Here is a 22,502-nt window from a genome sequence, read left to right on the forward strand (position 1 = left end):
CCCGCGCGACCCGCCCACCGAGGCTTCACCGAGGCGATCGACTCGACGTTGTTGACCACCGTCGGGCAGGCGTACAGGCCGGCGATCGCCGGGAACGGCGGGCGCAGCCGGGGCTGGCCTCGGCGCCGGCGGGGGTGCCGTTCAGGAACAGCGCGACGGGTCCGCCGACCAGCAGGACGGCTCCGGTGGCGAGGATGACGGGCAGCAGCAGGCGGGCCAGGCCGGCCCGGTCGGCGGCGGCGGACCGGGTGGCGGCCGCCGCGCCGAGGGTGGGTCCGGCGCTGCCGCTAGGCTTGGCGCTGCTGCCGGGCGGGGTGTCGCCGGGCGCCGCGCCGTCGGCGGGAGCGCCGTCGGGCAGGAGGCCGCCGCCGGCGGCGGGGTTGCCGCCCGTACCGCCGGCCGCGCCCCCGTTCCCGCCGCCGTCACCGCCGGGGCCGTTGCCGGCGCCGGGTGCGGTCTGGTTGCCGGGCAGGGCGCTGTCCTGGGCGGCGACGTGTCCGGCCGCGGACTTCGCCGCGGCGACCTGACTGTTCGTCAGCCCGGCGAATCCGGCGGCGAGTTGGCCGGGGTTGCGGCCGTAGATCTGGCCCTTGGCGGGGTCGGTGACGGTGCGCACGAAGCGGGCGATGGCCTCCGCCTTGTCCTTGGCGACGCCCTGGGTGGGCAGCATGGCGTACTGCACCATGGTCAGCGGGTACGCCTTCGGGTCCTTGGCGTACGCCGAGTCGGCGTCGCCGTACGGGAGTTGCTGGGTGCCGGTGGCGGCGTCGACGGGCATGTCGGCGACGGCGGCCTGCATGGCGCCGATCGTCGGGGTGGTGAACCCGCCTGCCGGGTTGGGGAGTTGGGCTTCGGGAAGGCTCATCGCCTGGGCCTGGCCGGCGTCCATGATGGCGAACAGGGCGCGCTTGCCGTTGTCCTGGCTGATGCACTTGGCGTGCTGGCCCTGGACCTCGTCGGGGTTCAGGCAGGACGGCCGGACCTCCAGGGCCATCCGCAGCACCTGGCCGAGGCCGCCGAGCACCGGGTTCCACTCGTACTGCTTCCAGTTGGACCGGTCCGGCGGGCCGGTGAAGTCCTGCGGCTGGAGCGCGTCGACGGGGAAGCCGGGGTAGCTGGAGCGCAGGTACTTGGTGTCGAGGTGCATGCCCCACGGGTCGGGGGCGCCCTGGAGGAACTGGGCGGCGGCCGGGTCGGCGGCGATCCAGCCGGTCAGCCGGGTGACCAGGTCGGTGGTGCCGCCGACGACGATCGGGGCGGTGGCGGCGAAGGTGCCGCCGGCCAGGCAGCTCGGCCAGGTCGGGCCGTGGTCGCCGCTGGGGTTGAGTTCGAGGAACTCGGGGTCGGTGAACAGGCAGATCGGGTTGCCCTTGACGCTGTCGGTCCGGTCGTCGGCGCTGAGCCGGTAGCTCTGGGTGAGCATCTTGGCGAGCAGCCGCTGGTTGAGCTTCAGGGTGCGGATCTGCCGGTGGCTGTCGCCGTCGTCGACCAGGAACACCACCGAGATGGCGCTGTTGGCGAGCGGCGCGTAGGTGTAGGGGCGGGTCGGCGGGTCGCGGTCGGGCACCGAGGTGAGCGCGATGTCGCCGCCGGAGCGGCGCAGGAACGCCGAGCGGGCCTGCGGTTCGCCGCCGCCGGAGGTGTACTGCACGGTCAGCGGGTCGTTGCCCTGGCACAGGCCGGTGCGCCACTGCTGGACGGCGCGGTCGGCCATCTCCAGGCCGATCGCGGAGAAGTCGGCGTTCTTGGCGGCGCAGGCCGCCGGGGTCGGGCCGAAGCTCAGCGGCACCACCACGTGGTTCTTCCAGGCGCAGGCCTCGCCGCTGGCCCAGCGGCTGCCGCCGGTGTTCTCCACCGCCACCACGTTGTCGCTGGCGGTGTTGAACAGGCCGTCGGAGTCCGCCGAGTGGTCGTCGCAGTTGATCTCGCCGGCCGGCCACTGGTAGGCGCCGATCGAGTCGCCGCCGTAGTTCGCCTCGATCACCAGCGAGCACTTGTGGGTGGGGTCGCAGCCCAGGGTCTGGCTCTGCTGCGCGGTCCACACCTCGATGTCGGCCTCACCGCTGCCGTCCGGGCGGGTCGCGGCGATCACCATGTTGGACGGGAACTCGGGCGTGGTGGTGCCGGGCGCCGGGAACGGCTGCTGGAAGCCCTTGGCGGGGTCGGCGTTGTACAGGCTGGAGCCGTAGCAGTCGGTGATCTTCGGGTCCTCGCCCCGGCACTGGTAGACCCGCACCGGGTAGCGGGCGACCTTGTCGAAGCCGGAGTTCCCGTGCGGGTTGAGCACCACGGGGACGGGCTGGAAGTCGGCGTCCACGGTGGTGGTGAAGCCGCTCCAGCTGACGTGCAGCACCTGGTTGCCGAGGCCGCTGGTCGGCGTGACGGTGACGGAGCCGGCCGGGCCGGTGCTCCAGTTCAGCGGGTCCCAGCGGGGCGGGCCGGGGACGGTCGTCCCGGCGGCGGCCTGCGCCTGCGGGACGCCGGTGGCGCCGAGCGGCAGCAGCACGGCGGCCGCGCCCAGCGTCCAGGTCAACACGGCCGCCAGCCAGGCCCGCCACGGGCGGAATCCGGTTCTGGGCCCTGACGGGCGCACTCTCATCGGCACAGCACCTTCCGGCGACGGGCGCACCGGAGCAGGCACGCACGGAGGACAGGGAGCGGAGCGGCGGCGTTCGGCGGCTCCGACGATATTCGGCCAGTGGCGTCTGACCGGATGCTGTCCACCAGGTGTACGAGACCCCAATTAGTGCTCGAATCAAGCGAATTGATGTGCCGTCAGTGTCCGGATACGCGCGCACCGCCCGCCCCCGTGGGGCAGGCGGTGCGAAAGGTGCGGATGGGTCAGGACGCGGGAGTGTAGCTGACGGTGAAGCTGCCGACGCTCTGGCCCGCGGTGAAGAAGGAGGTGTGCAGCTTGCCGTCCAGGTACTGCGCGCCGTCCGGGTCGACGGCCAGCGAGGTGGCGGACAGGTTCTGGGTGGCGCCGCTGCGGGTGACCACGGTCTCGCCGGCCGGGGCGAACAGCGCGACGGGGGTGGTGGAGCCGTCCGGGACACCGGTGACCTGGTAGGTCTCGGAGGAGAACGCCAGCTGGCGGAAGGCGATCGCGCTGCCGGTGCGGGCGTCGACGAACAGCAGGCCGCCGCCGAACCGGATGGAGCCCCAGAACTCGGCGAGGCTGCCGGAGCCGTCGGTGACGGGGAAGCTCGCCGACAGGCCGGTGCTCGGGTCGTAGCCGGCGGTCGCGGTGGGCAGCGGGACGGCCACGATGCCGGCCTGGGCGGCCTGCTGGAAGAACGCGTTGCTCTCGTGGATCACCGCGTTGCCGGCGGCCGGCGCGGCCGAGGCGGTGGTCGCGGAGGCGGCGGTGACGGCGAGCGCGAGGCCGGCGGCAGCGGCGGCGATCCGGGCGAACGTGCGGGACATCGTGGCTCCTTCGGAACGGGGGTGCGGGGTTCTGGTCGCGCGGGGTTCTGGTGGTGCGGGGTCCTGCGGTGCGGTTTTCGGGTGGTGCGGGGTTCTGGCGGTGCGGGGTGCGTCGTGCACGGCGGGTGTGCCGCCAAGGGGACGCCGCCCGTCCCCGGTGGCTGCGGGACGGGCGGCGAAGTGTGCTGTTGTTGGCGGATTCTGACGGTGCGTCAGTGGATGATCGCGCCGCAGCCGGTGGCCGGCAGGTTCAGGAAGCCGTAGCTGGCGATGTCGGCGCGGCCGGCGGTGCCGCAGATCCAGCCGGTGGGGCCGAAGATGGCGCGCAGCGCGTTGCCCTGGGTGGTGTTGGCGGTGTAGTCGCCGTCCCGCAGCACGTTGAACAGGACGCGGCCGTAGCTGCCGCCGGCGAACGCCGGGTTCAGGGTGTTGGTGCTGGTCAGCGGGTTGACGCCGTTGACGCTGCGCAGGGTCAGGGTGCCGGGGAGGTCGCTGCCGCCGCCGTGGCCGTTCAGCTGGCCCACGTAGTGGCCGACGGAGTACGGGAAGACGCTGTCGAGGTTGGTGAAGACGGGGTCGGTGCCCTCGTTCTCCTCCGGGCCGGTGGTGACGCAGGCGCCCGGGGTGATGTTGCCGATGGCCTGCAGGAAGAACGAGCGGGTGCCGGAGCCGGACTGCGGCAGGTACGGCTTGATGGTGCCGGCGGTGCCGCCGACCTGCGACCAGTCGGTCTTCACGCAGGTGTAGATGTCGACCAGGTTCGCGGTGGTCAGGTTGGTCGGGGCGTGGCCGCCGGCCGGGGCGGACCAGGTGACCGCGTCCTTGGCGAAGGCGACGAAGTCGAAGGTCGCCGGGTCGGTGGGCTGGGCCGCGCGGGAGGAGCGGGCGAAGTCCAGGGTGGTGTTGGTGGTGGTGTTCAGCGCGCCGATGCCGGCGCCCGAGCCGTTCGGGCGGGGGATGGTGGAGCCGCCGGTCTTCGGGGTGATGCTGCTGGGGGTGCCGGTGGCGTCCCAGCTGTACAGGCGCGGCGTGGTGGTGTCGGTGGCCGGGATGGTGGCGTTGTAGTCGGTGGAGAACTTGCTGAACAGCGCCTGAGTGGTGTCCGAGCCGACGCCCACGATGTCCTTGGCGGCGGGGGTGACGGCCGGGTCCGCCATGGCGGGAACGGCGGCGACGGTGGTCAGGGCGGCGGTGACCGCAACGGCCGCGAGCGCCTTGGCAGCGGTGTGACGCATGGTCCTCTTCCTCCGAGGGGGATCGTGCCTCGCTGGACCGGACCGGGCGGGGTCCGGTACCGGGGAGCTCCGCGGCTACCCGGCGGGAGTGATCCTCGCGGCCGCCGGCCGTCCCCCGGAAGCCTCCCCCGGCTCCCCCGCCCCGCCGTCCGCCCTCGTCGGCCAACGCCAACTGCCCTGGTCAGCAGGCGCTTTGGCGGCCCTTCACCCTTCCTCCTCGCCATGAACACGTTCTTCTCCAGGTGTGCTCACGGGGGCATCTCGGTCATCTCCGCTTCACCCCCGCACCACCGATCCCGGCCGGACGTGCACGAACCCCTCGGGCGACCGGGAAGGCCCTGAACTCACCAGGGGTTCCCGGCCGTTCGCCGGTGGCGCTGGACGTGCTCGACGCCCTGCAGGAAGCCGGTCACGCTCTGCCGGCACTGGTCGCGCCGTAGGTAGCCGCGGGCGCTGCGGGCCACCGCCTCGCCGCCGCCCGCGCCGGCCCGGGTGGAGCGGGCCGGCAGGTAGGCCGTCCAGGTCCACTGCCGGTCCTCGCGCTGGCTCAGCACGAACCGCAGCGCCGCCCGTTCCGCCATCAACTCCGCGACGCCGAGGGCGAGTTCCCGCTCGGAACGGTAGCCGCGGACGGCCGCCGCCAGCCGCCGCCCGTTCGCGGCGACCAGCGACCATCCGGCCCGCCCGTCCGCGCCGCGCAGCGGCACCAGGCGCGGCCCGCGGGACGGCTCGACCCCGCTCACCGTCCGGCCCCGGGCGCACCGCCGGCCACCGCGGCCTCCTCGGACAGCCGGGCCAGCAGCGCCACGAACCGGCGGAACGCGTTCTGGCAGGTCGCGTAACGCTCGTACGCCCTGCTGGACTTGACCAGCGGGTTGCCGCGCACCCCGGGCACCACCCAGGTCCAGCCCGGCCCACCGCGCACGTGGGTGATCCGCGCCACCAACGCAGGCCCCAGCGCGACCAGTTCGGCGAACGCCCGCTCGGCGTCCACGGCCGAGTCGTAGACGGAGGAGGACACCGCCACCACCCGCCCGTTCATCGCCTTCAACTGCCACTGGAACCGTCCGCTCGGTGCCCGCTCCGTGAACAGGCCCTCCCCACGCACCGCCCGCCACCCCCGGGTCTCCGCCGGCCCGAGGCCCGTCCCCGGCCGCGCCACCGCATGGCGAGGCGTCCGGCTCGGACCCGAACCGGACGCACATCGTCACGCCGCGAACGCTATGTGTGCACGGACGATGTCCGGAAGTGGAATCCCTCCCCGGCCGAGTCTGTTCGCCCCGAAGTTCTCCCTTGTTAATGCGCCGTCCTGCCGCACCGCCGACGGTCCTACGAGTCGGTGTCCCAGTTGCACTTCGAGGCGAGCATCTTCTTCAGCTTGGTGTCGTTGCTGCCGGTGAGTTCGGGCCGCCAGGTCTCCAAGTCCCAGGTGGGGCCGCCGAAGTGGCCGCCGCTGGTGTTGGGGTAGGAGAACTCGGCGTGGCACAGCAGCTGCTGGTAGGTGGAGTTCTGCGCGGTCTGGGTGGCCCCCGGGAACATCCGCGTGTTCGACCAGACCTGCCGCCAGTCCTCGTTCACGTCGCTGGCGGCGTCGTCCGTCCCCAGCACGGTCTTGAACGCGGCGGCCGTCGGGGTGACGTGGACGGAGGTGAAGCGGCTGTCGGTCCAGTTGACGTAGACCTCCGTCTTCACCACCCACTTGCTGTTGGTGGTGCCGCCGTAGCCGATGCACGCGCTCTGGCAGGACTCGAAGGCGTCGGCCTGGCCGCCGCTCCACAGCAGGTACTTGCCGAACTGGAAGTCCTGCCGCACGCCGTTGTTGTCCTCGACGTTGCCGCCCACGTGCCCGGCGGCGTACTCGTCGCTGGTCGGGTAGCCGTACGTGCCCCGCTCGTAGCCGTACTGCCCCCACCACCACCCGATGTTGCCGTGCACCGCGTGCGCGCCGGTGCCGGGCGACCAGTAGACGGTGGCGCCCTGGAACTGCTGGCGGACGCCGATGCCGTCCGGGTTCTTCAACTCGTCGGTGAGCGGGTAGCCCAGGTAGCCGCCCTCCCAGCCGTGGTCGGCCCACTCCTGCCCGATCAGCCCCCACACGGCGTGCGCGTCCGTGCTCGGGCTCCAGTAGATCGATCCGCGCTCGAACACCTGCCGCCGGCCGACGCCGTCGGGCAGGCCGAGTTCGTCGCTGGTCGGACACCCGAGGGCGTCCCGCACGCCGGGCGCCTGGGTGTACTCGGTCCAGATCGCACCGTCGACCGAGTGGGTGCCGCAGAACACCTCGGCGGCGGCGGGAGCGGCCTGGACGGCCACCAGCAGGGAGGCACTGGTCGCACATGCGGCGAGTGCGGCGAAAAGCCGGGAAACTGCCGTTCCGTTCATGCCCAGCAGTATCGGGCCGGCCACCCGCTCCCGGCTGCACCAGAAACAGCCAAAGTTCGTCCACCCCCGTTCTTCGCGCGGGCCATGACGGCGCGTCACTCCAACCCCTGGCCGCCGGTGCCCCGACGCCCGGTGTGCCGATCCGCACACCCGCCCCGAAGCCCGCGCCCCCTAAGGTGATCACATGAACGGGGACATGGGGGTGGCCGCGAGCACGCGGGAGCGGACCAGGACGGGGCGATCCGGGCCGGGCGGGCGGCGGGTCGGCGGAAGCGTCTCGACCTCTCTCGCGGAGACCTCGTGACCATCCGCGTCCTGCTCGCCGACGGCCGCGAGGACATCCGCAGCGCGTACCGGGTCGTCCTCGACGGCCAGCCGGACATCCGGGTCGTCGCCGAGGCGCCCGACGGCCGCACCGCGCTGCGACTCGCCCGCCGGCTCCGGCCGGACGTGGTGCTCGCGGACATCCGCATGCCGCACCTGGACGGCCTGGACCTCACCAGACAGCTGGCGGGCCCGGACGTCGCCGACCCGCTGCGGGTGGTCGTGGCCACCACCTTCGACCTCGACGAGTACGTCCACACGGCGCTCAGCAGCGGGGCCACCGGCTTCCTGCTGAAACGTTCCAGCCCGGCGCTGCTCGCCGAGGCGATCCGCGCCGCGATGGCCGGCGACACCCTGATCAGCCCGCAGTCGACGCTCCGGCTGCTGCGGCACTACGCCCCGCCGGTGCCGTCCCAGCAGGCGCCACGCGAGACGCTCACGGCGCGCGAGCGGCAGATCGCGGTGCTGGTCGCGGACGGCGCCAGCAACGCCGAGATCGCCGCCGAGCTGCTCCTCTCCCCCGCCGCCGTCAAGCACCACCTGGCCGCCGTGCAGCGGAAACTGGCCACCCACAACCGGGTCGGCGTCGCCGCCTGGTCGCTGGCCCACCGGCACTGACCCGTCCGCCCGGTGCCGCCGCCCCGCGGCCGCCGGCCCGCGCGGTCACTGGAACAGCCGGCTGCCCGCCGGGGTGAGCGCCCAGTCGCCGAGCAGGTTCTCGCCGATCCGCACCGCGTACAGCACGCCGCCCGCGCCGAAGTGGAACGCACCGATCGGGGCGTCGCGGTCCTCGCCGGCGTAGCACAGGGTCTTCGGGGCCTCCGGCGCGATGTCGCCGTACACCACCGAGGGCTCGCCGAACTCTGCGAGCACGTCGGCCAGTTGACGCTTGTCCTCGGCCCAGTCCAGCACCCGGTCCAGCAGTTCCCCCAGCTCCTGCTCGCCGAGCGTCCGGTCCAGCCGCAGCCAGCCCCGCCGGTGGGCGTCCTCGCCGTACTGGGAGGCGACCAGCGGCGGGTCCGCCTCGGCGAAGCTGTCCCGCAGCAGGGTGGAGACCGTGCGCGTGACGGCGTCGGGCAGCCAGGCCGTCCCACGCTCGGGCTGCGGGTCGACGGCGGCCAGCGCGTCGAGCAGCTCGACCACGGCCGCCGTGCCCCCGAAGAGCTCGGGCCGCCGGACGGCCTCGTTGAGGGCGTCCAACAGCTCCTCCTGCCCGGCGGCGAGCGCCTCGGGGCCGGTCGGCCGGTCGAGATCAGCGGGGGTGACGGCGTGGGTGACGGTGCTCATGGGGTCAAGTGTGCCGGTTCGGCGCTCATTCGACGGCAACGGGGCAGCTCAGCCGCCGCCGGTGGTCCAGTTCCCGTTCGGGGCCGGTGAGTTCGAGCACCACGGTGTGGCGGACGTCCGCGCTGGACGCGGCCAGCCGCAGCCGGAGTTCGCCGGGCTCGACCGTCCGGCGGCCGTCGGGGCCGGTGCACGAGGCCAGGTCGGCGTGGAAGCGGAAGCGCACCCGTCGGCTCTCGCCGGGCTCCAGCGGCACCCGCGCGTAGCCGATCAGGCGGGCGTCGGGCCGGGTGGTGCGGGCCAGCGGGTCGTGCAGGTAGAGCTGGACGGTCTCGGTGCCGGCCCGGTCGCCGCCGTTGCGGACGGTGAGCGCGATCTCCGTGCCCGCGTCGGTGGGGAGTTGGGGCACCGGAGCGGGCTCCGGCGTCCACTCGAAGGCGGTGTACGACAGGCCGTGGCCGAACGGGAACAGCGGCGTCGGATCGAGGCTGCTGACGCCGTTGGCGAGGCCGAGCGGCGGTTGCAGGTACGTCCACGGCTGGCCGCCGGGCTCGCGCGGCACGCTGACGGGCAGTCGGCCGGACGGGTTCACGGCACCGGTGAGCACGGCGGCGAGGGCCGGACCGCCCTCCTCGCCGGGGAAGAACGCCTGCACGGTCGCGGCGCACCGCCCGTGCCAGCGGCCGAGCGCGTAGGGGCGGCCGGTCAGCAGGACCAGCACCACGGGGGTGCCGGTCGCCACCAGGGCGTCGATCAACTCGCCCTGCACTCCCGGCAGTTGAAGATCGGCGGCGTCGCACCCCTCGCCGGAGGTGCCGCGCCCGAACAGGCCGGCCCGGTCGCCGACCACGGCCACGCACAGCTCGGCCCCGGCGGCGGCCCGCACGGCCTGCTCGAACCCGCCCCGGTCGGCGCCGTCCACCTCGCATCCAGCCGCGAACTCCACCTCTGCATTGGGGAGTTGCGCGCGCAGTGCGTCGAGCACGGTGGGGATCTCGATGCCGATCGGCACCCCGGGGTGGCCGGTGCCGACGTGGCTGGGGAAGGAGTAGCAGCCGAGCATCGCGAACGGGTCGTCGGCGCGCGGCCCGACCACGGCGATCCGGCGGGTGCCGGGCGCGATCGGCAGCACGCCGTCCGGGTTGGCCAGCAGCACGACGGACTGCTCGGCGATCCGCCGGGCCAGCGCCCGGTTGGCGGGCGGGTCGAGGTCGATGCTGCCGCGGACGTCCTCGGGCGCGGTGTCGGTGCCGCAGTCGGCGGGCAGCGCGGACGGCAGCGGGCTCCACCCGGGGTCGAGCAGGCCGAGCCGGCACTTCTGCAGCAGCACCCGGCGCAGTGCCCGGTCGACCAGCCGCTCGGGGATACGCCCGGCGCGGACGGCCTCGACCAGAGCGTCGCCGTAGGCGCGGACGGTGGGCAGTTCGACGTCCACGCCGGCGGTGAGCGCGAGCCGGGCGGAGTCGGCGCGGTCGGCGGCGACCCGGTGCAGGGTCTCCAGGAAGCCGATGCCGAAGTAGTCGGCGACCACGGTGCCGTCGAACTGCCAGGTGTCGCGCAGCAGTTCGGTGAGCAGCGCGGGGTCGGCGGCGACCGGCAGGCCGTCGATCTCGGCGTAGGAGTGCATGACGGAGTCGGCGCCGCCCTCGTGCAGGGCCATCTCGAACGGGGGCAGCAGCACGTCGCCGAGTTCGCGCGCCCCGGCCCGGACGGGGGCGAGGTTGCGGGCGCCGGCGGAGGCGGAGTAGCCGACGAAGTGCTTGAGGGTGGCGAGGACGCCGGCGGAGCGCAGTCCGCGCACGTAGGCGGTGCCGATGGTGGAGACCAGGTAGGGGTCCTCGCCGATGGTCTCCTCGACGCGTCCCCAGCGCAGGTCGCGGGCCACGTCGAGGACGGGGGCGAGGCCCTGGTGGATGCCCACCGCGCGCAGGTCGCGGCCGATGCGGCTGGCCATCTCGGTGATCAGCGCGGGGTCGAAGGTCGCGCCCCAGGCGAGCGGCACCGGGTAGGCGGTGGCGCCCCAGGCGGTGAAGCCCGCCAGGCACTCCTCGTGGGCGACGGCGGGGATGCCGAACCGTCCGGCGTCGGCGAGCTGCCGCTGGGCGCGGGCCAGCGCGAGCGCGCCGACGGCCGGGTCCACGGGGGCGGTGCCGAAAGGGCGGGTGAGCTGGCCGAGACCGTGTGCGGAAAGCGCTTTCAGATCGACCGGGTCGCACATCTCGTTCTGGTGTGGTGCGACGCCGTCGCCGCCCGCGTCGGCGCCGACCCACACGCCGTACAGCTGGGCGGTCTTCTCCTCCAGGGTCATCCGCCCCATCAGGTCCTCGACCCGGAGGTGCGGGGCCTGCGCGGGGTCGCGCCAGGGCCCGTCGGGGCGCGGGTCGGTGGCGGCCGGTGCGGGTCGGTTCGTCATCGGGCGGCTGGTTTCCTTCCGCTGCTCGGTAGTGGGGGGCTGGTGCGGGCCTGGCGTCCGGTGCGCGCTCAGCCTTTGACGGCGCCTGCCATGCCGCCGACGATGCGGCGTTCGGCGAACACGAAGAAGCCGAGCGCGGGCAGCATAGACAGCGCGGTGTAGGCGAGGATGCCGGCGGTGTCCTGGGAGTACTGCGACTGGAAGGCGGCGACGCCGAGCGGCAGCGTGAAGTGCGACTGCTCGTTGAACACCAGCATCGGCAGCTGGTAGCCGTTCCAGGAGCCGAGGAAGGCGAGCACGGCGACGGTGACCAGCGCGGGCCGGGCCAGCGGCAGCATGATCCGCCACAGGAAGCCGAGCCGGGTGCAGCCGTCCACGGCGGCCGCGTCCTCCAGTTCCCCGGGGACCGCCGCCATGAACGGGCGCAGGATCACGATCGTCACCGGCAGCCCGAACGCCGCCTCGGCCAGTGCCACGCCCAACCAGCTGTCCAGCAGGTGGAGTTGGCGCAGGAGCAGGTAGACCGGCAGGGAGGCCACGCCGAGCGGGAAGAGCAGCCCGGCGGTGAAGAGCGTGTGGACGCCCTCCCGGCCGCGGAAGCGGTAGCGGGCCAGCGCGTAGCCCGCCATCGCGCCGAGGGTGCAGGTGAGCGCGGTGGCGGTGACGGCGATCAGGGCGCTGTTGCCCATCAGCCGCCAGAACACCGAAGAGCCCAGTACCTTGCGGTAGTTGTCGAGCACCCAGGGGTGCGGCAGTCCGGTCGGGTCGGCGTTCAGCTGCGCGTTGGTGCGGAAGCCGCCGAGCACCACGAAGGCGAGCGGCACCAGCGTCACGCCGGCCACCAGCAGCGCCGCGAGGTAGCGGCCGGAGAGGGCCAACGTCCGTCTGGAGAGGGCCGGTTGGCGGTCCACGGGGATCACTCCACCCTTCCGGTGAGGGCGCCGTCGGTGTCGCGGCGCAGCGCGAACCGCTGGTAGGCGAGCGCGAAGGCGAAGCAGATGGCGAACAGCACCACGGCGACGGCGCTGCCGTAGCCGAACTGGTAGCGGCGGAAGCCCCGGTCGACGACGTAGGTGGCCATGGTGGCGGAGGAGCCGGCGGGGCCGCCGAGGGTCATGATCCAGACCAGTTCGAAGAGTTGCAGCGAGCCGATCACCGACAGGAAGATCCAGATCCGGACGGTCGGGCCGAGCAGCGGCAGCACCACCTTGCGGGTGGTCTGCCAGGCGGTGGCCCCGTCCAGGGCGGCGGCTTCGCGCAACTCCGTCGGCACGCCCTGGAGTCCGGCGAGGAACAGGATGATGCCGAACCCGAGGTACTTCCAGGTGGAGACCGCGAACAGGGTGTACAGCACCAGGTCGGGGTCGGCCAGCCACTGGTGGACCAGCCCGCCGAGGCCGGCCGAGCGCAGGGCCTGGTCGACGGCGCCGCCGGGCTGGAGCATCACCAGCCAGGCGACGGCGGTGATCGCCTCGGAGAGCACGTACGGGGTGAAGGCGATCAGCCGCAGCACGGCCCGGCCGCGCAGACGGCCGTTCAGCAGCAGCGCGAGGGCGACGGTGAGCGGCAGTTGGACGGCCACCGACAGCAGCGCGAAGACCACGTTGTGCCGGATCGCCCCCTGGAAGACCGGATCGGCCAGCGCCTTGCGGTAGTTGGCGAGTCCGACCGTCCGACTGGGCGGGCCGAAGCCGTTCCAGTCGAAGAAGCTGTAGTAGACGGCGGCGGCGATCGACACCAGCACGAACAGCGCGAACAGGGCGAGCGCGGGGCCGAGCAGCAGCGCGAGTTCGGCCCGGGTGCGGGCGCTGGTGCGGCGGCGCGGGGGACGGCGGCGGGCCCGGGCGGTGGGGCGGGCCGGGGCGGCGGCCCGCTCCTCGACGGTGCTCATGCTCAGCCCGCCGCGTTCACCGCGCGGGCCACCGAGCCGGCGTCGCCCTTGCCCGCGAACAGGTCCGCGGCGGCGTCGTTGAGGGCCTGGCCGACGGCGGTGGGCAGGGCGACGTCGAAGTACACCTGCACGTAGCTCGCCTTCGCGTTGTAGTCGTAGATCTGCTTGACCACCGGGTCCTTGATGGCGGCGACGGCCGCCGGGTTGACCGGGATGGTGGCCGCGCCGGAGCCGACCAGTTCGTTCTGCACCTCGGCGCTGGTCAGGTACTTGAGCACCTGGGCGCAGTCGGCGGCGCGCTCGACGGTGCACGAGAAGCCGTCGCCGCCGCCCAGTGCCACGCTCGGGTCGCCGGCCGCCCCGGCCACCGCCGGGAACGGGAACCAGCCCAGCTGGTCCTTGTAGGAGGGGTCGGCGGCCAGGCCCTGCATGACGCTCGGGTTCCAGTCGCCCTGGAGTTCCATCGCGGCCTGCCCGGCGGCGACCAGGCCGGCCGAACTGCCGCTGCCCTGCTGGGCGGGCGTGCCGTTGAAGCCCTCCTGGAACGGCTTCAGCGCGATCAGGTCCAGCACGTCCTGGCCGGCCCTGGTGAAGCACGGGTCGGTGAACTTGGCTGCTTTCATCGAGGACTTGAGGGTGTCGACGGCGCACTCGCGGACGGCGAAGTAGTCGTAGTAGAAGGCGTCCGGCCAGCGGTCCTTGCCGCCGAGCGCGATCGGGGTCAGCCCGGCCGCCTTCAGCTTGCCGATGTCGACCTTCAACTCCTCGACGGTGGTGGGCGGTTGGCTGATCCCGGCCCTGCCGAACAGGTCCTTGCGGTACCAGAAGCCCACCACGTGCGAGTCGTAGGGGACGCCGAGCTGCTTGCCGTCGGCGGCCCAGCCCTGCGCGGCGGGGCCCAGCTCCTTGATCCAGTCGGCGGTGAGCGCCGTCAGGTCGGCGACCCGTCCGGACTGCGCCTGGGTGGCGAGCAGGCCGCCGCCCTGGTTGAAGTAGATGTCCGGCGGGTTGTCGGACTGCAGTGCCAGCGGGACCTTGGTCGGGAACTGCTCGTTCTGCAGCGGCACCACGTCCAGCTTCGAACCGGGGTGCGCCTGCTGGTAGTTGGCGGCCGCGTGGTCCCAGACGGTCTTCAACGGGTCCTGGGTACCGTTGTGCCACCAGGTCAGCGCGCCGCCGCTGCTCCCCGAGCCGCCGCTGCCGCAGGCGGTGAGCAGGGCGAACGCGGTGGCGGCGGCCAGCGCGGCGACGGGCAGGCGTCTGCGGACGGACATGGTGCGGCCTCCTGGGGCAGGGAGCGGCTCGAAAGTTTCGGGAACAGTGGTGCCGGCGGTGCCTTGCACAGTTGCGCCGACCGGGGCGGCGGTGGCGCTGATCTGCGAATCCTCGCGCCGCACCGGGCCGTTGGGCCGGCCCGCCGACGCATTCGAATGTTTCGCTCATCATTCGAATATTGCGAGGAAGCTACGGCGGCCCGCGGAGCGCGTCAAGGCCTCCGACCGAACCGGACCACCGTTCGCACACCACCCCGCCCGGTCACCCGGGGGCGCTACTATCCGTGCCATGAGCGCCGCTGAACTCGAACCCGACCCCGCGCCGACCCTGTCGGAGATCGCCCGGGCGGCCGGCGTTTCGGCGCCGACAGTTTCGAAAGTCCTGAACGGGCGGGCCGACGTGGCGCCCGCCACCCGCGCCAAGGTCGAGGAGATCCTGCGCCGCACCGGCTACCAGCGGCGGCGCACCACCGCGCCGCCGTCCCGGCTGCTCGACCTGGTCTTCCACCAGCTCGACAGCGCCTGGGCGGTGGAGGTGATCCGCGGCGTGGAGAACGTCGCCCGCGCCGAGGGCCTCAGCATCGTGCTGTCCGAGTCCGCCGGACGCCTCACCCCGGGCCAGACCTGGGTGGACGGCGTGCTCGCCCGCCGGCCCGCCGGGGTGGTGCTGGTGCTGTCCGACCTGGACGCCGCCCAGCGCGACCAACTCACCAGCCGCGACATCCCGTTCGTCGTCCTCGACCCGGCCGGCGACCCCGCCGCCGGGGTGCCCGCCGTGGGCACCGGCAACTGGCAGGGCGGCCTGGCCGCCACCCGCCACCTGCTCGACCTCGGGCACCGCCGGATCGCGATGATCTCCGGCCCGTCCGGCATGATGTGCAGCCGCGCCCGCGTCGACGGCTACCGCACCGCGCTGGAGACCGCCCGGCTGCCCGTCGACCCCGGGCTCCTGCACGAGGGCGACTTCCACCACGAGGCCGGCTACGCCGCCGCCCGCACCCTGCTGACCCGTGCGGACCGGCCCACCGCCATCTTCGCCGGCAACGACCTGCAGGCCCTCGGCGTGTACGAGGCCGCCCGCGAACTCGGCCTGCGCGTCCCCGAGGACCTCTCCGTGGTCGGCTTCGACGACCTGCCGCTGGCCCGCTGGGTCGGGCCGCCGCTCACCACCGTCCGCCAGCCGCTGGTCGAGATGGCCGAGACCGCCGCCCGCCTCGCCGTCGACCTCGGCCGCGGCCGGCACCCCGCCGCCACCCGCATCGACCTCGCCACCACCCTGGTCGTCCGCGCCTCCACCGCCCCGCCGCCCACCCGTTGACGCCGCCCCGCCCGCTCCCCTACCGTCGTCCGCGCCCCGTCCACAACATTCGCCCCGCGCTCGAAATTTTCGCTGCCCCAGACCCCGGTGGCCGGGCCCCGCCCAGCACCACGCCCGGCCACCGGAACCACTCCTCGACGCCGGCTACCAGCCGTTGTCGACCAGGACGCAGCCGTCCGCGGTGATGTGGCTGGTGCGGCCCCGGCCGGCACCCATCCGGCTGTGGCTGTGCACGCTCAGGCGGGGCGCGGTCGCGGCCTCCTCCAGCCGGACGTCGAAGCCGCCGTACATGCCGCACACGGTGAACGACAGCTGCGGGTCCGGCAGTTCGGTCAGCACGGCGACCTGCGGCAGGACGATGGCGACCTTGACGCCGTACTCCTCGGTGGTCACCCGGATCAGGGCGTGCAGGAAGTGCTCCATCGCCCGCAACTCCCGCTCCCCCACCGGGTGCAGGGGCGCCGGCTCCAGCAGCGGCAGCAGCTCGCCGTGGCCCTGCCGGGCCGCGATGTCCACCGGCCGCTCCCCGTCCGTCGAGCGCAGGGTCCGCCACGCCCCGGCCTCCACCAGCTGCCGGACGACCCCGGGCGGGGCGCCGTGCCAGGCCGCCTGGTGCAGCGGCGTCCAGCCGCTCCGGCCGCCGGTGCGGCGCTGGTTGGCCGCCCGGGGCGACGCCGCTGCGGCGGCCAGCACGGCCGGCCAGTCGCCCCGGTACGCCGCGTCCGACACCCCGTCCCGCTCGGCGAGCTCCCACTCGCGGAACTCGCGCCGCTCCGCCACACAGTCCCACTCGGTCATCCCGGCCCCCTCGATCCGCTGCCGCTCCATGCTACGAACAACCCTGGCGCGGTCAGGAGTTGGCCGAGCGCGCGGCCGCTCGTCCGGCGGCGGGCTGCCAGAGCGAGGCCGGGTCGGTGCGCAGGCGGTGGACGGTGGTCAGGGCCGCGCCGAGGGCGGGGCCGCGGCGGGCGAGGGGGGAGGCGCGGAGGGCGTCGTCGGGCCAGGGGCGGACGCGGATCAGGGCGGCGAGCTCGGTGCGCATCGGCGGCAGCAGCCAGCGCGCGAGGTCGGCGTAGGCGCCGCCGAGGACCAGGGTGGCCGGGTCGATCAGGTGGACGGTGGCGGCGAGCGCGGTGCCGAGCGCGGTGCCGGCGTGCCGCAGGGCGCGCAGCACGGCGGGGTCGCCGGCCTCGGCGCCGCGCGCCAACTCGGTGACCGCGTCGGCGGAGTGATGGACCGTCAGGCCGGAGGAGCGCAGCACGGCGGCGAGTCCCGCGTACGGTTCGAGGCAGCCGCGGGCGCCGCAGGAGCAGGGGCGGCCGTCGGGGCGGACGGTGAGGTGGCCGAGTTCGCCGGCGAAGCCCTGGACGCCGCGGAACAGCCGGCCGTCGAGGACGAGTGCACCGCCGATGCCCTCGCCCGCCGAGATGTGCACGAAGGTGCCGGAGCCGACGCCCTGCCAGAGTTCGGCGAGCGCACCGAGGTTGGCCTCGTTCTCGATGGCGGGCGCGGCGCCGGGTCCGGGCCAGGCGGTGGGCACGTCGAGGTGGTGCCAGCCGAGGTTGGGGGCGTGTTCGAGGTGGTGCCCGGGCCGGCCGTCGGGCGGGACGCGCACGCTGCCGGGCACGGCGAGCATCCGGCCGACCACCCGCAGGCCGAGCGCGACGGCCTCCGTCTCGGCCCGGGCGGCGAGTTCGGCCAGTTCGGCGAGGGTGTCGCCGGCGGACCGCCCGGCGTTCGGCGCGGGCCGGTGGAGCTCCACCCGGACGTCGCCGCGCAGGTCGAGGACGCAGGCGCTGAGGTGTTCGACGCCGACCTCCAGGCCCAGCCCGGCCGGTCCGCCGTCGTTGAGCACCAGCGCCCGGCCGGGTCGGCCGACCCGGCCGCTGCGGGCGAGCTCGCCCTCCAGCAGCAGCCCGCCGGCGATGAGTTCGTCGACCAGGCTGGAGACGGCGGTGCGGGTCAGTCCGGTGTGCCCGGCGACGTCGGCGCGCGACAGCGGGTGCGCCTCGGCGACGGTCCGCATCACCAGGGCGAGGTTCTGCCGCCGCATGTCCTGCTGGGAGGCGGGGCCGCGCCGCGCCGCGCGGTCGCTCCCGGCCGGCTGCCGCCCGTCCGCTGCCACGTTCGTTCCCTCTCCGCTCCGCCGCCGCCCGGGCCGTCGTCACTGCCGGCTGTCGTCACTGCCGGCTGTCGTCACTGCGGGCCGCCGTCTCCGGCGGCCGTCGTCACGGCTGGTGGCCGTCACTGCTGGTGGCCGCCGCCTTGCAGGGCCGCCGTCTGCGAAATGGTAGTCGCGATCCGTTCGAGCACCGCGTCGTCGCGTTCGAGCGCGGGCAGCACGGGGCCGTCGGCGGTGCCCCAGCGGCGGGCGATCGCGTCCGCGGGCTCGCCGGTGAGCAGCGCGGCGGCCTGCGCGGCCGCGCCGAGGGCCACCAGTTCGCGGGCGGCGGGGAGTTGGACGGGGCGGCCGGAGAGTCGGCGCACCGTGTCCTGCCAGGCGCGGCCCCGGGCGCCGCCGCCGATCAGCAGCAGCGGCTGCGCCGGGTCGGCGGGGGCCGGTGCGTCGACGGCGAGGACGTCGTCGAGGGCCGCGAGCAGCGAGTACGCGGCGCCGTCGTACGCGGCCTGGAGGAGTTGCCCGGCGGTGGTGTCGCGGCGCAGGCCGTGCAGCAGTCCGGCGGCGTACGGGAGGGCGGGGGTGCGTTCGCCGTCGAGGTAGGGCAGCAGGGTGGCGGTGCCGCCAGGTTCGACGTCCTCGCGGTCGCGGCCGAGCAGGGCGGCGATCCGGTCGACGGCGAGCGTGCAGTTGAGGGTGCAGGCGAGCGGCAGCCAGCCGTCGAGGGCGTCGGCGAATCCGGCGACGGTGCCGGTGGGGTCGGCGGGGCGGGTGCGGGCGACGGTGTAGACGGTGCCGGAGGTGCCGAGGCTGAGCACGGGGGTGCCGGCGGTGAGGCCGAGTCCGAGGGCGGCGGCCATGTTGTCGCCGGTGCCGGTGGCGATCGGGGTGCCGGGGCGCAGCGGCCCGCCGGGGCGGGCCCGGCCGGCGGCGGTGCCGGCGGGGGCGATGGCGGGGAGCCGGGCGGGGTCGAGGCCGATCCGGGCGAGGACGGCGGGGTGCGGTCCGTCGGGAGTCCACCAGCCGGTGCCGGAGGCGTCGCCGCGGTCGGTGACGGCGTTGCCGGTGAGGCGTTCGGTGAGGTAGTCGTGCGGGAGGCGGACGGCTGCGGTGCGGTCGGCGTTCGCGGGTTCGTTGGCGCGCAGCCAGGCCCACTTGGCGGCGGTGAACGAGGCGCCGGGGACGCTGCCGAGTTCGGCGGCCCACCAGTCGGCGCCGAACTCCCGTACCAGCTCGGCTGCTTGGGGTGCGGAGCGGACGTCGTTCCAGAGCAGTGCGGGCCGGACGGGGCGGCCGGCGGCGTCCAGCGTGACGAGTCCGTGCTGCTGTCCGCCGATCGCCAGGGCGCGGGCGCGGTCGGCCCAGCCGGTGGCGGCGACGGCGGTTTCGAGGGCGTCCCACCACTGCTCGGGGTCGGACTCCTGGCCGCCGTGCCGGGAGTCCACGCGGTGCGGGGCGCGGCCTTCGCCGAGGACGTCTCCGGTGTCGGCGTCGACGGCCAGCGCCTTGGTGGACTGGGTCGAGCTGTCGACGCCGATCACCACCTGCGGGTGTGCCATGGGCGTGCTCCTGTCTGCGGTCCGCGGCCTGCGGGCTTCCCTCCCGGGCCGACCCATATTAATTTGTCTTCCGGCATGACGAATACACTTCCGTCGTTCCCGGTCGATTCCCCTTCGGTCGATCCCCAGCGTTTGGAGACGCGATGAGCCGGCTCACCCCCACCCCCGACGACAAGTTCACCTTCGGCCTGTGGACGGTCGGCTGGCAGGGCCGCGACCCGTTCGGCGACGCCACCCGCCCGGCCCTGGACCCGGTCGAGACGGTCGAGCGGCTGGCGGCCCTCGGCGCGTACGGCGTGACCTTCCACGACGACGACCTGATTCCGTTCGGCGCCTCGGAGGCCGAGCGCGAGGCGGTCGTCAAGCGGTTCTCGGCCGCCCTGGCCGCCACCGGCCTGCGGGTGCCGATGGCCACCACCAACCTGTTCACCCACCCGGTGTTCAAGGACGGCGCGTTCACCGCCAACGACCGCGACGTGCGCCGCTACGCGCTGCGCAAGACCATCCGCAACATCGACCTGGCCGTCGAGCTCGGCGCGACGGTGTACGTCGCCTGGGGCGGTCGCGAGGGCGCCGAGCACGGCGCGTCCAAGGACGTCCGCACCGCGCTGGACCGCCTGAAGGAGGCGTTCGACCTGCTCGGCGAGTACGTCGTCGAGCAGGGCTACGACCTGCGCTTCGCGATCGAGCCGAAGCCGAACGAGCCGCGCGGCGACATCCTGCTGCCGACCATCGGCCACGCGCTGGCGTTCATCGAGCGCCTGGAGCGCCCCGAGCTGGTCGGCGTCAACCCGGAGGTCGGCCACGAGCAGATGGCGGGCCTCAACTTCCCGCACGGCATCGCGCAGGCCCTGTGGGCGGGCAAGCTGTTCCACATCGACCTGAACGGCCAGTCGGGCATCAAGTACGACCAGGACTTCCGGTTCGGCGCGGGCGACCTGCGCCAGGCGTTCTGGCTGGTCGACCTGCTGGAGTCGGCCGGCTACCGGGGTCCGCGCCACTTCGACTTCAAGCCGCCGCGCACCGAGGACTTCGACGGCGTGTGGGAGTCGGCGGCCGGCTGCATGCGCAACTACCTGCTGCTGAAGGAGCGCGCCCTCGCCTTCCGCGCCGACCCCGAGGTCCGGGCCGCCCTGGACGCGGCCCGCCTCGACCAGCTCGCCCGCCCCACCGCCGAGGACGGCCTCGCCGCGTTGCTCGCCGACCGCTCCGCCTTCGAGGGCTTCGACGTCACCGCGGCCGCCGAACGCGGCATGGCGTTCGAGCGCCTCGACCAGCTCGCCCTGGAGCACCTGCTCGGCGCCCGCTGAGCCGTCCCCCTGCCGCGCGGGGCAGTCGAGCAGAACGGGAGGAGCGCCGCCCCGGGCCGGGACGGCGCTCCTGCGGTGCTGCGCTGCGGCCGCTACTGCCCGTAGGTGCCGGTGGACCAGATCGCGCCGCCCGTGCCGGGGCCGCCGCCGCTGCGGTAGATGACGAAGTTGCCGTCGTCCTGGAGCAGCGCGTAGGCGCCCGGGCTCCAGAACGTGCCGGTGGACCAGATCGCGTCGACCAGCTGCGGCGCGGGCTTGTACAGCACCAGGTTGCCGTCCGCCTGCATGCGCCCCATCGCGCCGGGGTTGCCCCAGGTGCCGGAGGACCAGATCGCCTTGTCGTCGCGCTTGCGGTACATCACCATGTTGCCGTCCTGCTGGAGCACCAGCCAGACCGACGCGGACTGCGCCCAGCTGCCCGAGACCAGCGTCCCGACCGAGCCCTGGACGCCCGGGCAGAACGCCGACGGCTCCTCGAAGGTGTAGGTGCTCCACCCCTTGCCGCCGTTGGTGTGGACGCTGAGCGTGCCGCCCGGGTAGATGACCAGGTAGCCGCCGAGCTGGCCGGTGGTGTTGGAGGCCCACAGCGCACCGCCGGTCTCGGCGCTGCCGCCGGCCTGGTACACCACGAAGTTGCCGTCCTTCTGCATGGTCGCGTACGCGCCCGGGTGGCCCGAGGTGCCGCTGCTCCAGATCGCGTGCTTCGGCCCGCCCGTGGAGTTGACCAGGTAGAACACCAGGTTGCCGTCGGCCTCCATCACCAGGACCGACTTGTTGTCCTTGGCCAGCAGGCTGCCGCCCGACCGCAGTTCCTGCCCCGCGTACATCTCGGTCGAGCCCGGCCACGGGTCGTTCGGTATCACGCACTTGGACGTCGGCACCGGGTCGGCCGCCTGCGCGGTCGGCACCAGGCCGATCGTGGCGGCGGCGGCCAGCAGGCCCGCTGCGGCAGTACGGATCACGCGTCGACGCATGATCTCCCCCCTTGAGATCGCATTGGTGTTCCGCGCCCGAACATAGCACCGCACAAAGCTGATACAAACTCATCTGTCGCACACGTCACAGGCGTTACGCGGTCACTGCGGGCAACCGGTGCGGTGCTACCGTCGGGGCAGCCGCGCCTTCCTTCCGCGCCGAGCCGTCGACCGTTCCGGCTCCCCTTCGCGCGCGCCCGGCTTCCGGCCGTCCGACGCCGAGCCCGCTTCCGCGCCGCCGCACAGCCCGTCGGCGGCCCGCCCCTTCGAACCGAGAGGTCGACCCGCCATGCGTCCCACCCTGTTCACCGTCCAACGTCCCGGCCCCGGCCGCCTGAGCACCATGGCGCGCCCGCGCGGCGGCGGCTGGCTCACGGACGAACTGGCCGCGCTCGCCGCCGACGGCGTCACCGACCTGGTCAGCGCCCTGACCCCGCCCGAATGCGCCGAGCTCGGCCTCACCGCCGAACCGGAGCTCGCGGCCGCGGCCGGCCTGCGCTTCCACAGCCTGCCGATCCCGGACTACACCACCCCCTCCCACGCCCAAGTCCGCCCCACCCTCGACGAGTTGACCGTCCGCCTGCGGGCCGGAGCACACCTGGTGTTCCACTGCCGGGCGGGCATCGGCCGGTCCTCACTGCTGGCCGCCGCCGTCCTGATCCTCGACGGCCTGGACGCCGACACCGCGTGGGCGCGCATCGCCCACGCCCGCGACCTCGCCGTCCCGGACACCGCCGAGCAGCGCGCCTGGACGTCCGGACTCGACACCTGAGCCGCTCGACGCGACTCGACACAACGCTGCTCGGCTGCCGTTCGACGCGACCGCCGTGCGGCTACCGACGGTGCCCGCCGCGCCGCCGCCGCTCGGCGGCTCCGCCTGGTGGACGCCCGACGCCCGAGCCAAACCTGCCCCCCGCCGGCCACGGAGGGTCACAACACGCCTTGCTCCCGGCGGAGTTGATCCCTCCGCCCGGTTCGGCTGCGCAACATCCC

At 74.1% G+C, this 22,502-nt stretch carries 19 protein-coding genes; 4 read left to right on the forward strand and 15 right to left on the reverse strand.

Features of this window, described 5'->3' with window-relative positions:
• Window positions 1-25: 25 nt before the first annotated feature.
• From ACWEMJ_RS10770 to ACWEMJ_RS10795, 6 genes are all read right to left on the reverse strand, one after another.
• The gene (locus ACWEMJ_RS10770) at window positions 26-2,536 is read right to left on the reverse strand and encodes a hypothetical protein (protein WP_452136648.1); all 2,511 of its coding nucleotides are present in this window, start codon (window positions 2,534-2,536) and stop codon (window positions 26-28) included.
• Between the two features lie 305 nt (window positions 2,537-2,841).
• On the reverse strand, window positions 2,842-3,426 hold the full coding sequence (locus ACWEMJ_RS10775; RefSeq protein ID WP_452136649.1) for a hypothetical protein: 585 nt from the start codon (window positions 3,424-3,426) through the stop codon (window positions 2,842-2,844).
• A 212-nt stretch (window positions 3,427-3,638) separates the two neighbouring features.
• Complete coding sequence (locus ACWEMJ_RS10780) at window positions 3,639-4,661, reverse strand: substrate-binding domain-containing protein (protein ID WP_452136650.1); 1,023 nt, start codon at window positions 4,659-4,661, stop codon at window positions 3,639-3,641.
• 344 nt (window positions 4,662-5,005) lie between these two features.
• Window positions 5,006-5,404, reverse strand: coding sequence for a hypothetical protein (locus tag ACWEMJ_RS10785; protein ID WP_452136651.1), 399 nt, complete (start codon window positions 5,402-5,404; stop codon window positions 5,006-5,008).
• On the reverse strand, window positions 5,401-5,769 hold the full coding sequence (locus ACWEMJ_RS10790; protein WP_452136652.1) for a DUF1508 domain-containing protein: 369 nt from the start codon (window positions 5,767-5,769) through the stop codon (window positions 5,401-5,403). Before ACWEMJ_RS10790 ends, ACWEMJ_RS10785 begins: the two co-directional genes overlap by 4 nt.
• A 221-nt stretch (window positions 5,770-5,990) precedes the next feature.
• On the reverse strand, window positions 5,991-7,043 hold the full coding sequence (locus ACWEMJ_RS10795) for a DUF2599 domain-containing protein (RefSeq protein WP_452136653.1): 1,053 nt from the start codon (window positions 7,041-7,043) through the stop codon (window positions 5,991-5,993).
• A 300-nt stretch (window positions 7,044-7,343) separates the two neighbouring features.
• Here ACWEMJ_RS10795 and ACWEMJ_RS10800 point away from each other — a divergent pair, with 300 nt between their 5' ends.
• Window positions 7,344-7,985, forward strand: coding sequence for a response regulator (locus ACWEMJ_RS10800; protein ID WP_452136654.1), 642 nt, complete (start codon window positions 7,344-7,346; stop codon window positions 7,983-7,985).
• A 45-nt stretch (window positions 7,986-8,030) separates the two neighbouring features.
• On the opposite strand, the gene ACWEMJ_RS10805 is transcribed toward ACWEMJ_RS10800, so the two are convergent.
• The 5 genes from ACWEMJ_RS10805 to ACWEMJ_RS10825 form a co-directional block, all read right to left on the reverse strand.
• Window positions 8,031-8,654 (reverse strand): hypothetical protein, encoded by a 624-nt coding sequence (locus ACWEMJ_RS10805; RefSeq protein ID WP_452136655.1) that lies wholly within the window; start codon window positions 8,652-8,654, stop codon window positions 8,031-8,033.
• Window positions 8,655-8,679: 25 nt separating this feature from the next.
• On the reverse strand, window positions 8,680-11,064 hold the full coding sequence (locus ACWEMJ_RS10810; protein ID WP_452136656.1) for a beta-xylosidase/alpha-l-arabinosidase: 2,385 nt from the start codon (window positions 11,062-11,064) through the stop codon (window positions 8,680-8,682).
• A gap of 68 nt (window positions 11,065-11,132) precedes the next feature.
• A complete protein-coding gene (locus ACWEMJ_RS10815) occupies window positions 11,133-11,975 on the reverse strand; it encodes a carbohydrate ABC transporter permease (protein ID WP_452136657.1) in 843 nt (280 codons plus the stop codon).
• Between the two features lie 5 nt (window positions 11,976-11,980).
• A complete protein-coding gene (locus ACWEMJ_RS10820) occupies window positions 11,981-12,955 on the reverse strand; it encodes a carbohydrate ABC transporter permease (RefSeq protein WP_452136658.1) in 975 nt (324 codons plus the stop codon).
• A gap of 2 nt (window positions 12,956-12,957) precedes the next feature.
• Complete coding sequence (locus ACWEMJ_RS10825) at window positions 12,958-14,229, reverse strand: extracellular solute-binding protein (protein WP_452136659.1); 1,272 nt, start codon at window positions 14,227-14,229, stop codon at window positions 12,958-12,960.
• 289 nt (window positions 14,230-14,518) lie between these two features.
• On the opposite strand from ACWEMJ_RS10825, the gene ACWEMJ_RS10830 reads away from it, so the two are divergent.
• Window positions 14,519-15,547, forward strand: a complete 1,029-nt coding sequence (locus tag ACWEMJ_RS10830) for a LacI family DNA-binding transcriptional regulator (protein ID WP_452136660.1) — start codon at window positions 14,519-14,521, stop codon at window positions 15,545-15,547.
• Window positions 15,548-15,691: 144 nt separating this feature from the next.
• Here ACWEMJ_RS10830 and ACWEMJ_RS10835 read toward each other — a convergent pair whose 3' ends face one another.
• The 3 genes from ACWEMJ_RS10835 to xylB form a co-directional block, all read right to left on the reverse strand.
• Window positions 15,692-16,345, reverse strand: a complete 654-nt coding sequence (locus ACWEMJ_RS10835; RefSeq protein WP_452136661.1) for an ankyrin repeat domain-containing protein — start codon at window positions 16,343-16,345, stop codon at window positions 15,692-15,694.
• A gap of 52 nt (window positions 16,346-16,397) precedes the next feature.
• Window positions 16,398-17,672, reverse strand: coding sequence for an ROK family transcriptional regulator (locus ACWEMJ_RS10840; protein ID WP_452136662.1), 1,275 nt, complete (start codon window positions 17,670-17,672; stop codon window positions 16,398-16,400).
• Between the two features lie 119 nt (window positions 17,673-17,791).
• Window positions 17,792-19,225 carry a xylulokinase gene (xylB, locus tag ACWEMJ_RS10845; protein WP_452136663.1) on the reverse strand — a complete coding sequence of 478 codons (1,434 nt, stop codon included), beginning with the start codon at window positions 19,223-19,225 and terminating at the stop codon, window positions 17,792-17,794.
• Between the two features lie 143 nt (window positions 19,226-19,368).
• On the opposite strand from xylB, the gene xylA reads away from it, so the two are divergent.
• Window positions 19,369-20,535 carry a xylose isomerase gene (gene xylA, locus ACWEMJ_RS10850; protein ID WP_452136664.1) on the forward strand — a complete coding sequence of 389 codons (1,167 nt, stop codon included), beginning with the start codon at window positions 19,369-19,371 and terminating at the stop codon, window positions 20,533-20,535.
• A 92-nt stretch (window positions 20,536-20,627) separates the two neighbouring features.
• On the opposite strand, the gene ACWEMJ_RS10855 is transcribed toward xylA, so the two are convergent.
• A complete protein-coding gene (locus ACWEMJ_RS10855; RefSeq protein ID WP_452136665.1) occupies window positions 20,628-21,509 on the reverse strand; it encodes a hypothetical protein in 882 nt (293 codons plus the stop codon).
• Window positions 21,510-21,798: 289 nt separating this feature from the next.
• Between ACWEMJ_RS10855 and ACWEMJ_RS10860 the strand changes: the two genes are divergently transcribed.
• Complete coding sequence (locus ACWEMJ_RS10860; protein WP_452136666.1) at window positions 21,799-22,281, forward strand: protein-tyrosine phosphatase family protein; 483 nt, start codon at window positions 21,799-21,801, stop codon at window positions 22,279-22,281.
• The last annotated feature ends 221 nt before the right edge of the window (window positions 22,282-22,502 follow it).

The sequence above is a fragment of the Kitasatospora sp. NPDC004531 genome, assembly GCF_053602195.1.

Coding starts and splice junctions, on each gene's coding strand:
- ACWEMJ_RS10775 (WP_452136649.1), bottom strand. CDS start 3,426: ATGTCCCGCACGTTCGCCCGGATCGCCGCCGCTGCCGCCGGCCTCGCG.
- ACWEMJ_RS10780 (WP_452136650.1), bottom strand. CDS start 4,661: ATGCGTCACACCGCTGCCAAGGCGCTCGCGGCCGTTGCGGTCACCGCC.
- ACWEMJ_RS10795 (WP_452136653.1), bottom strand. CDS start 7,043: ATGAACGGAACGGCAGTTTCCCGGCTTTTCGCCGCACTCGCCGCATGT.
- ACWEMJ_RS10805 (WP_452136655.1), bottom strand. CDS start 8,654: ATGAGCACCGTCACCCACGCCGTCACCCCCGCTGATCTCGACCGGCCG.
- ACWEMJ_RS10810 (WP_452136656.1), bottom strand. CDS start 11,064: ATGACGAACCGACCCGCACCGGCCGCCACCGACCCGCGCCCCGACGGG.
- ACWEMJ_RS10820 (WP_452136658.1), bottom strand. CDS start 12,955: ATGAGCACCGTCGAGGAGCGGGCCGCCGCCCCGGCCCGCCCCACCGCC.
- ACWEMJ_RS10825 (WP_452136659.1), bottom strand. CDS start 14,229: ATGTCCGTCCGCAGACGCCTGCCCGTCGCCGCGCTGGCCGCCGCCACC.
- ACWEMJ_RS10830 (WP_452136660.1), top strand. CDS start 14,519: ATGAGCGCCGCTGAACTCGAACCCGACCCCGCGCCGACCCTGTCGGAG.
- ACWEMJ_RS10835 (WP_452136661.1), bottom strand. CDS start 16,345: ATGACCGAGTGGGACTGTGTGGCGGAGCGGCGCGAGTTCCGCGAGTGG.
- xylB (WP_452136663.1), bottom strand. CDS start 19,225: ATGGCACACCCGCAGGTGGTGATCGGCGTCGACAGCTCGACCCAGTCC.
- xylA (WP_452136664.1), top strand. CDS start 19,369: ATGAGCCGGCTCACCCCCACCCCCGACGACAAGTTCACCTTCGGCCTG.
- ACWEMJ_RS10855 (WP_452136665.1), bottom strand. CDS start 21,509: ATGCGTCGACGCGTGATCCGTACTGCCGCAGCGGGCCTGCTGGCCGCC.
- ACWEMJ_RS10860 (WP_452136666.1), top strand. CDS start 21,799: ATGCGTCCCACCCTGTTCACCGTCCAACGTCCCGGCCCCGGCCGCCTG.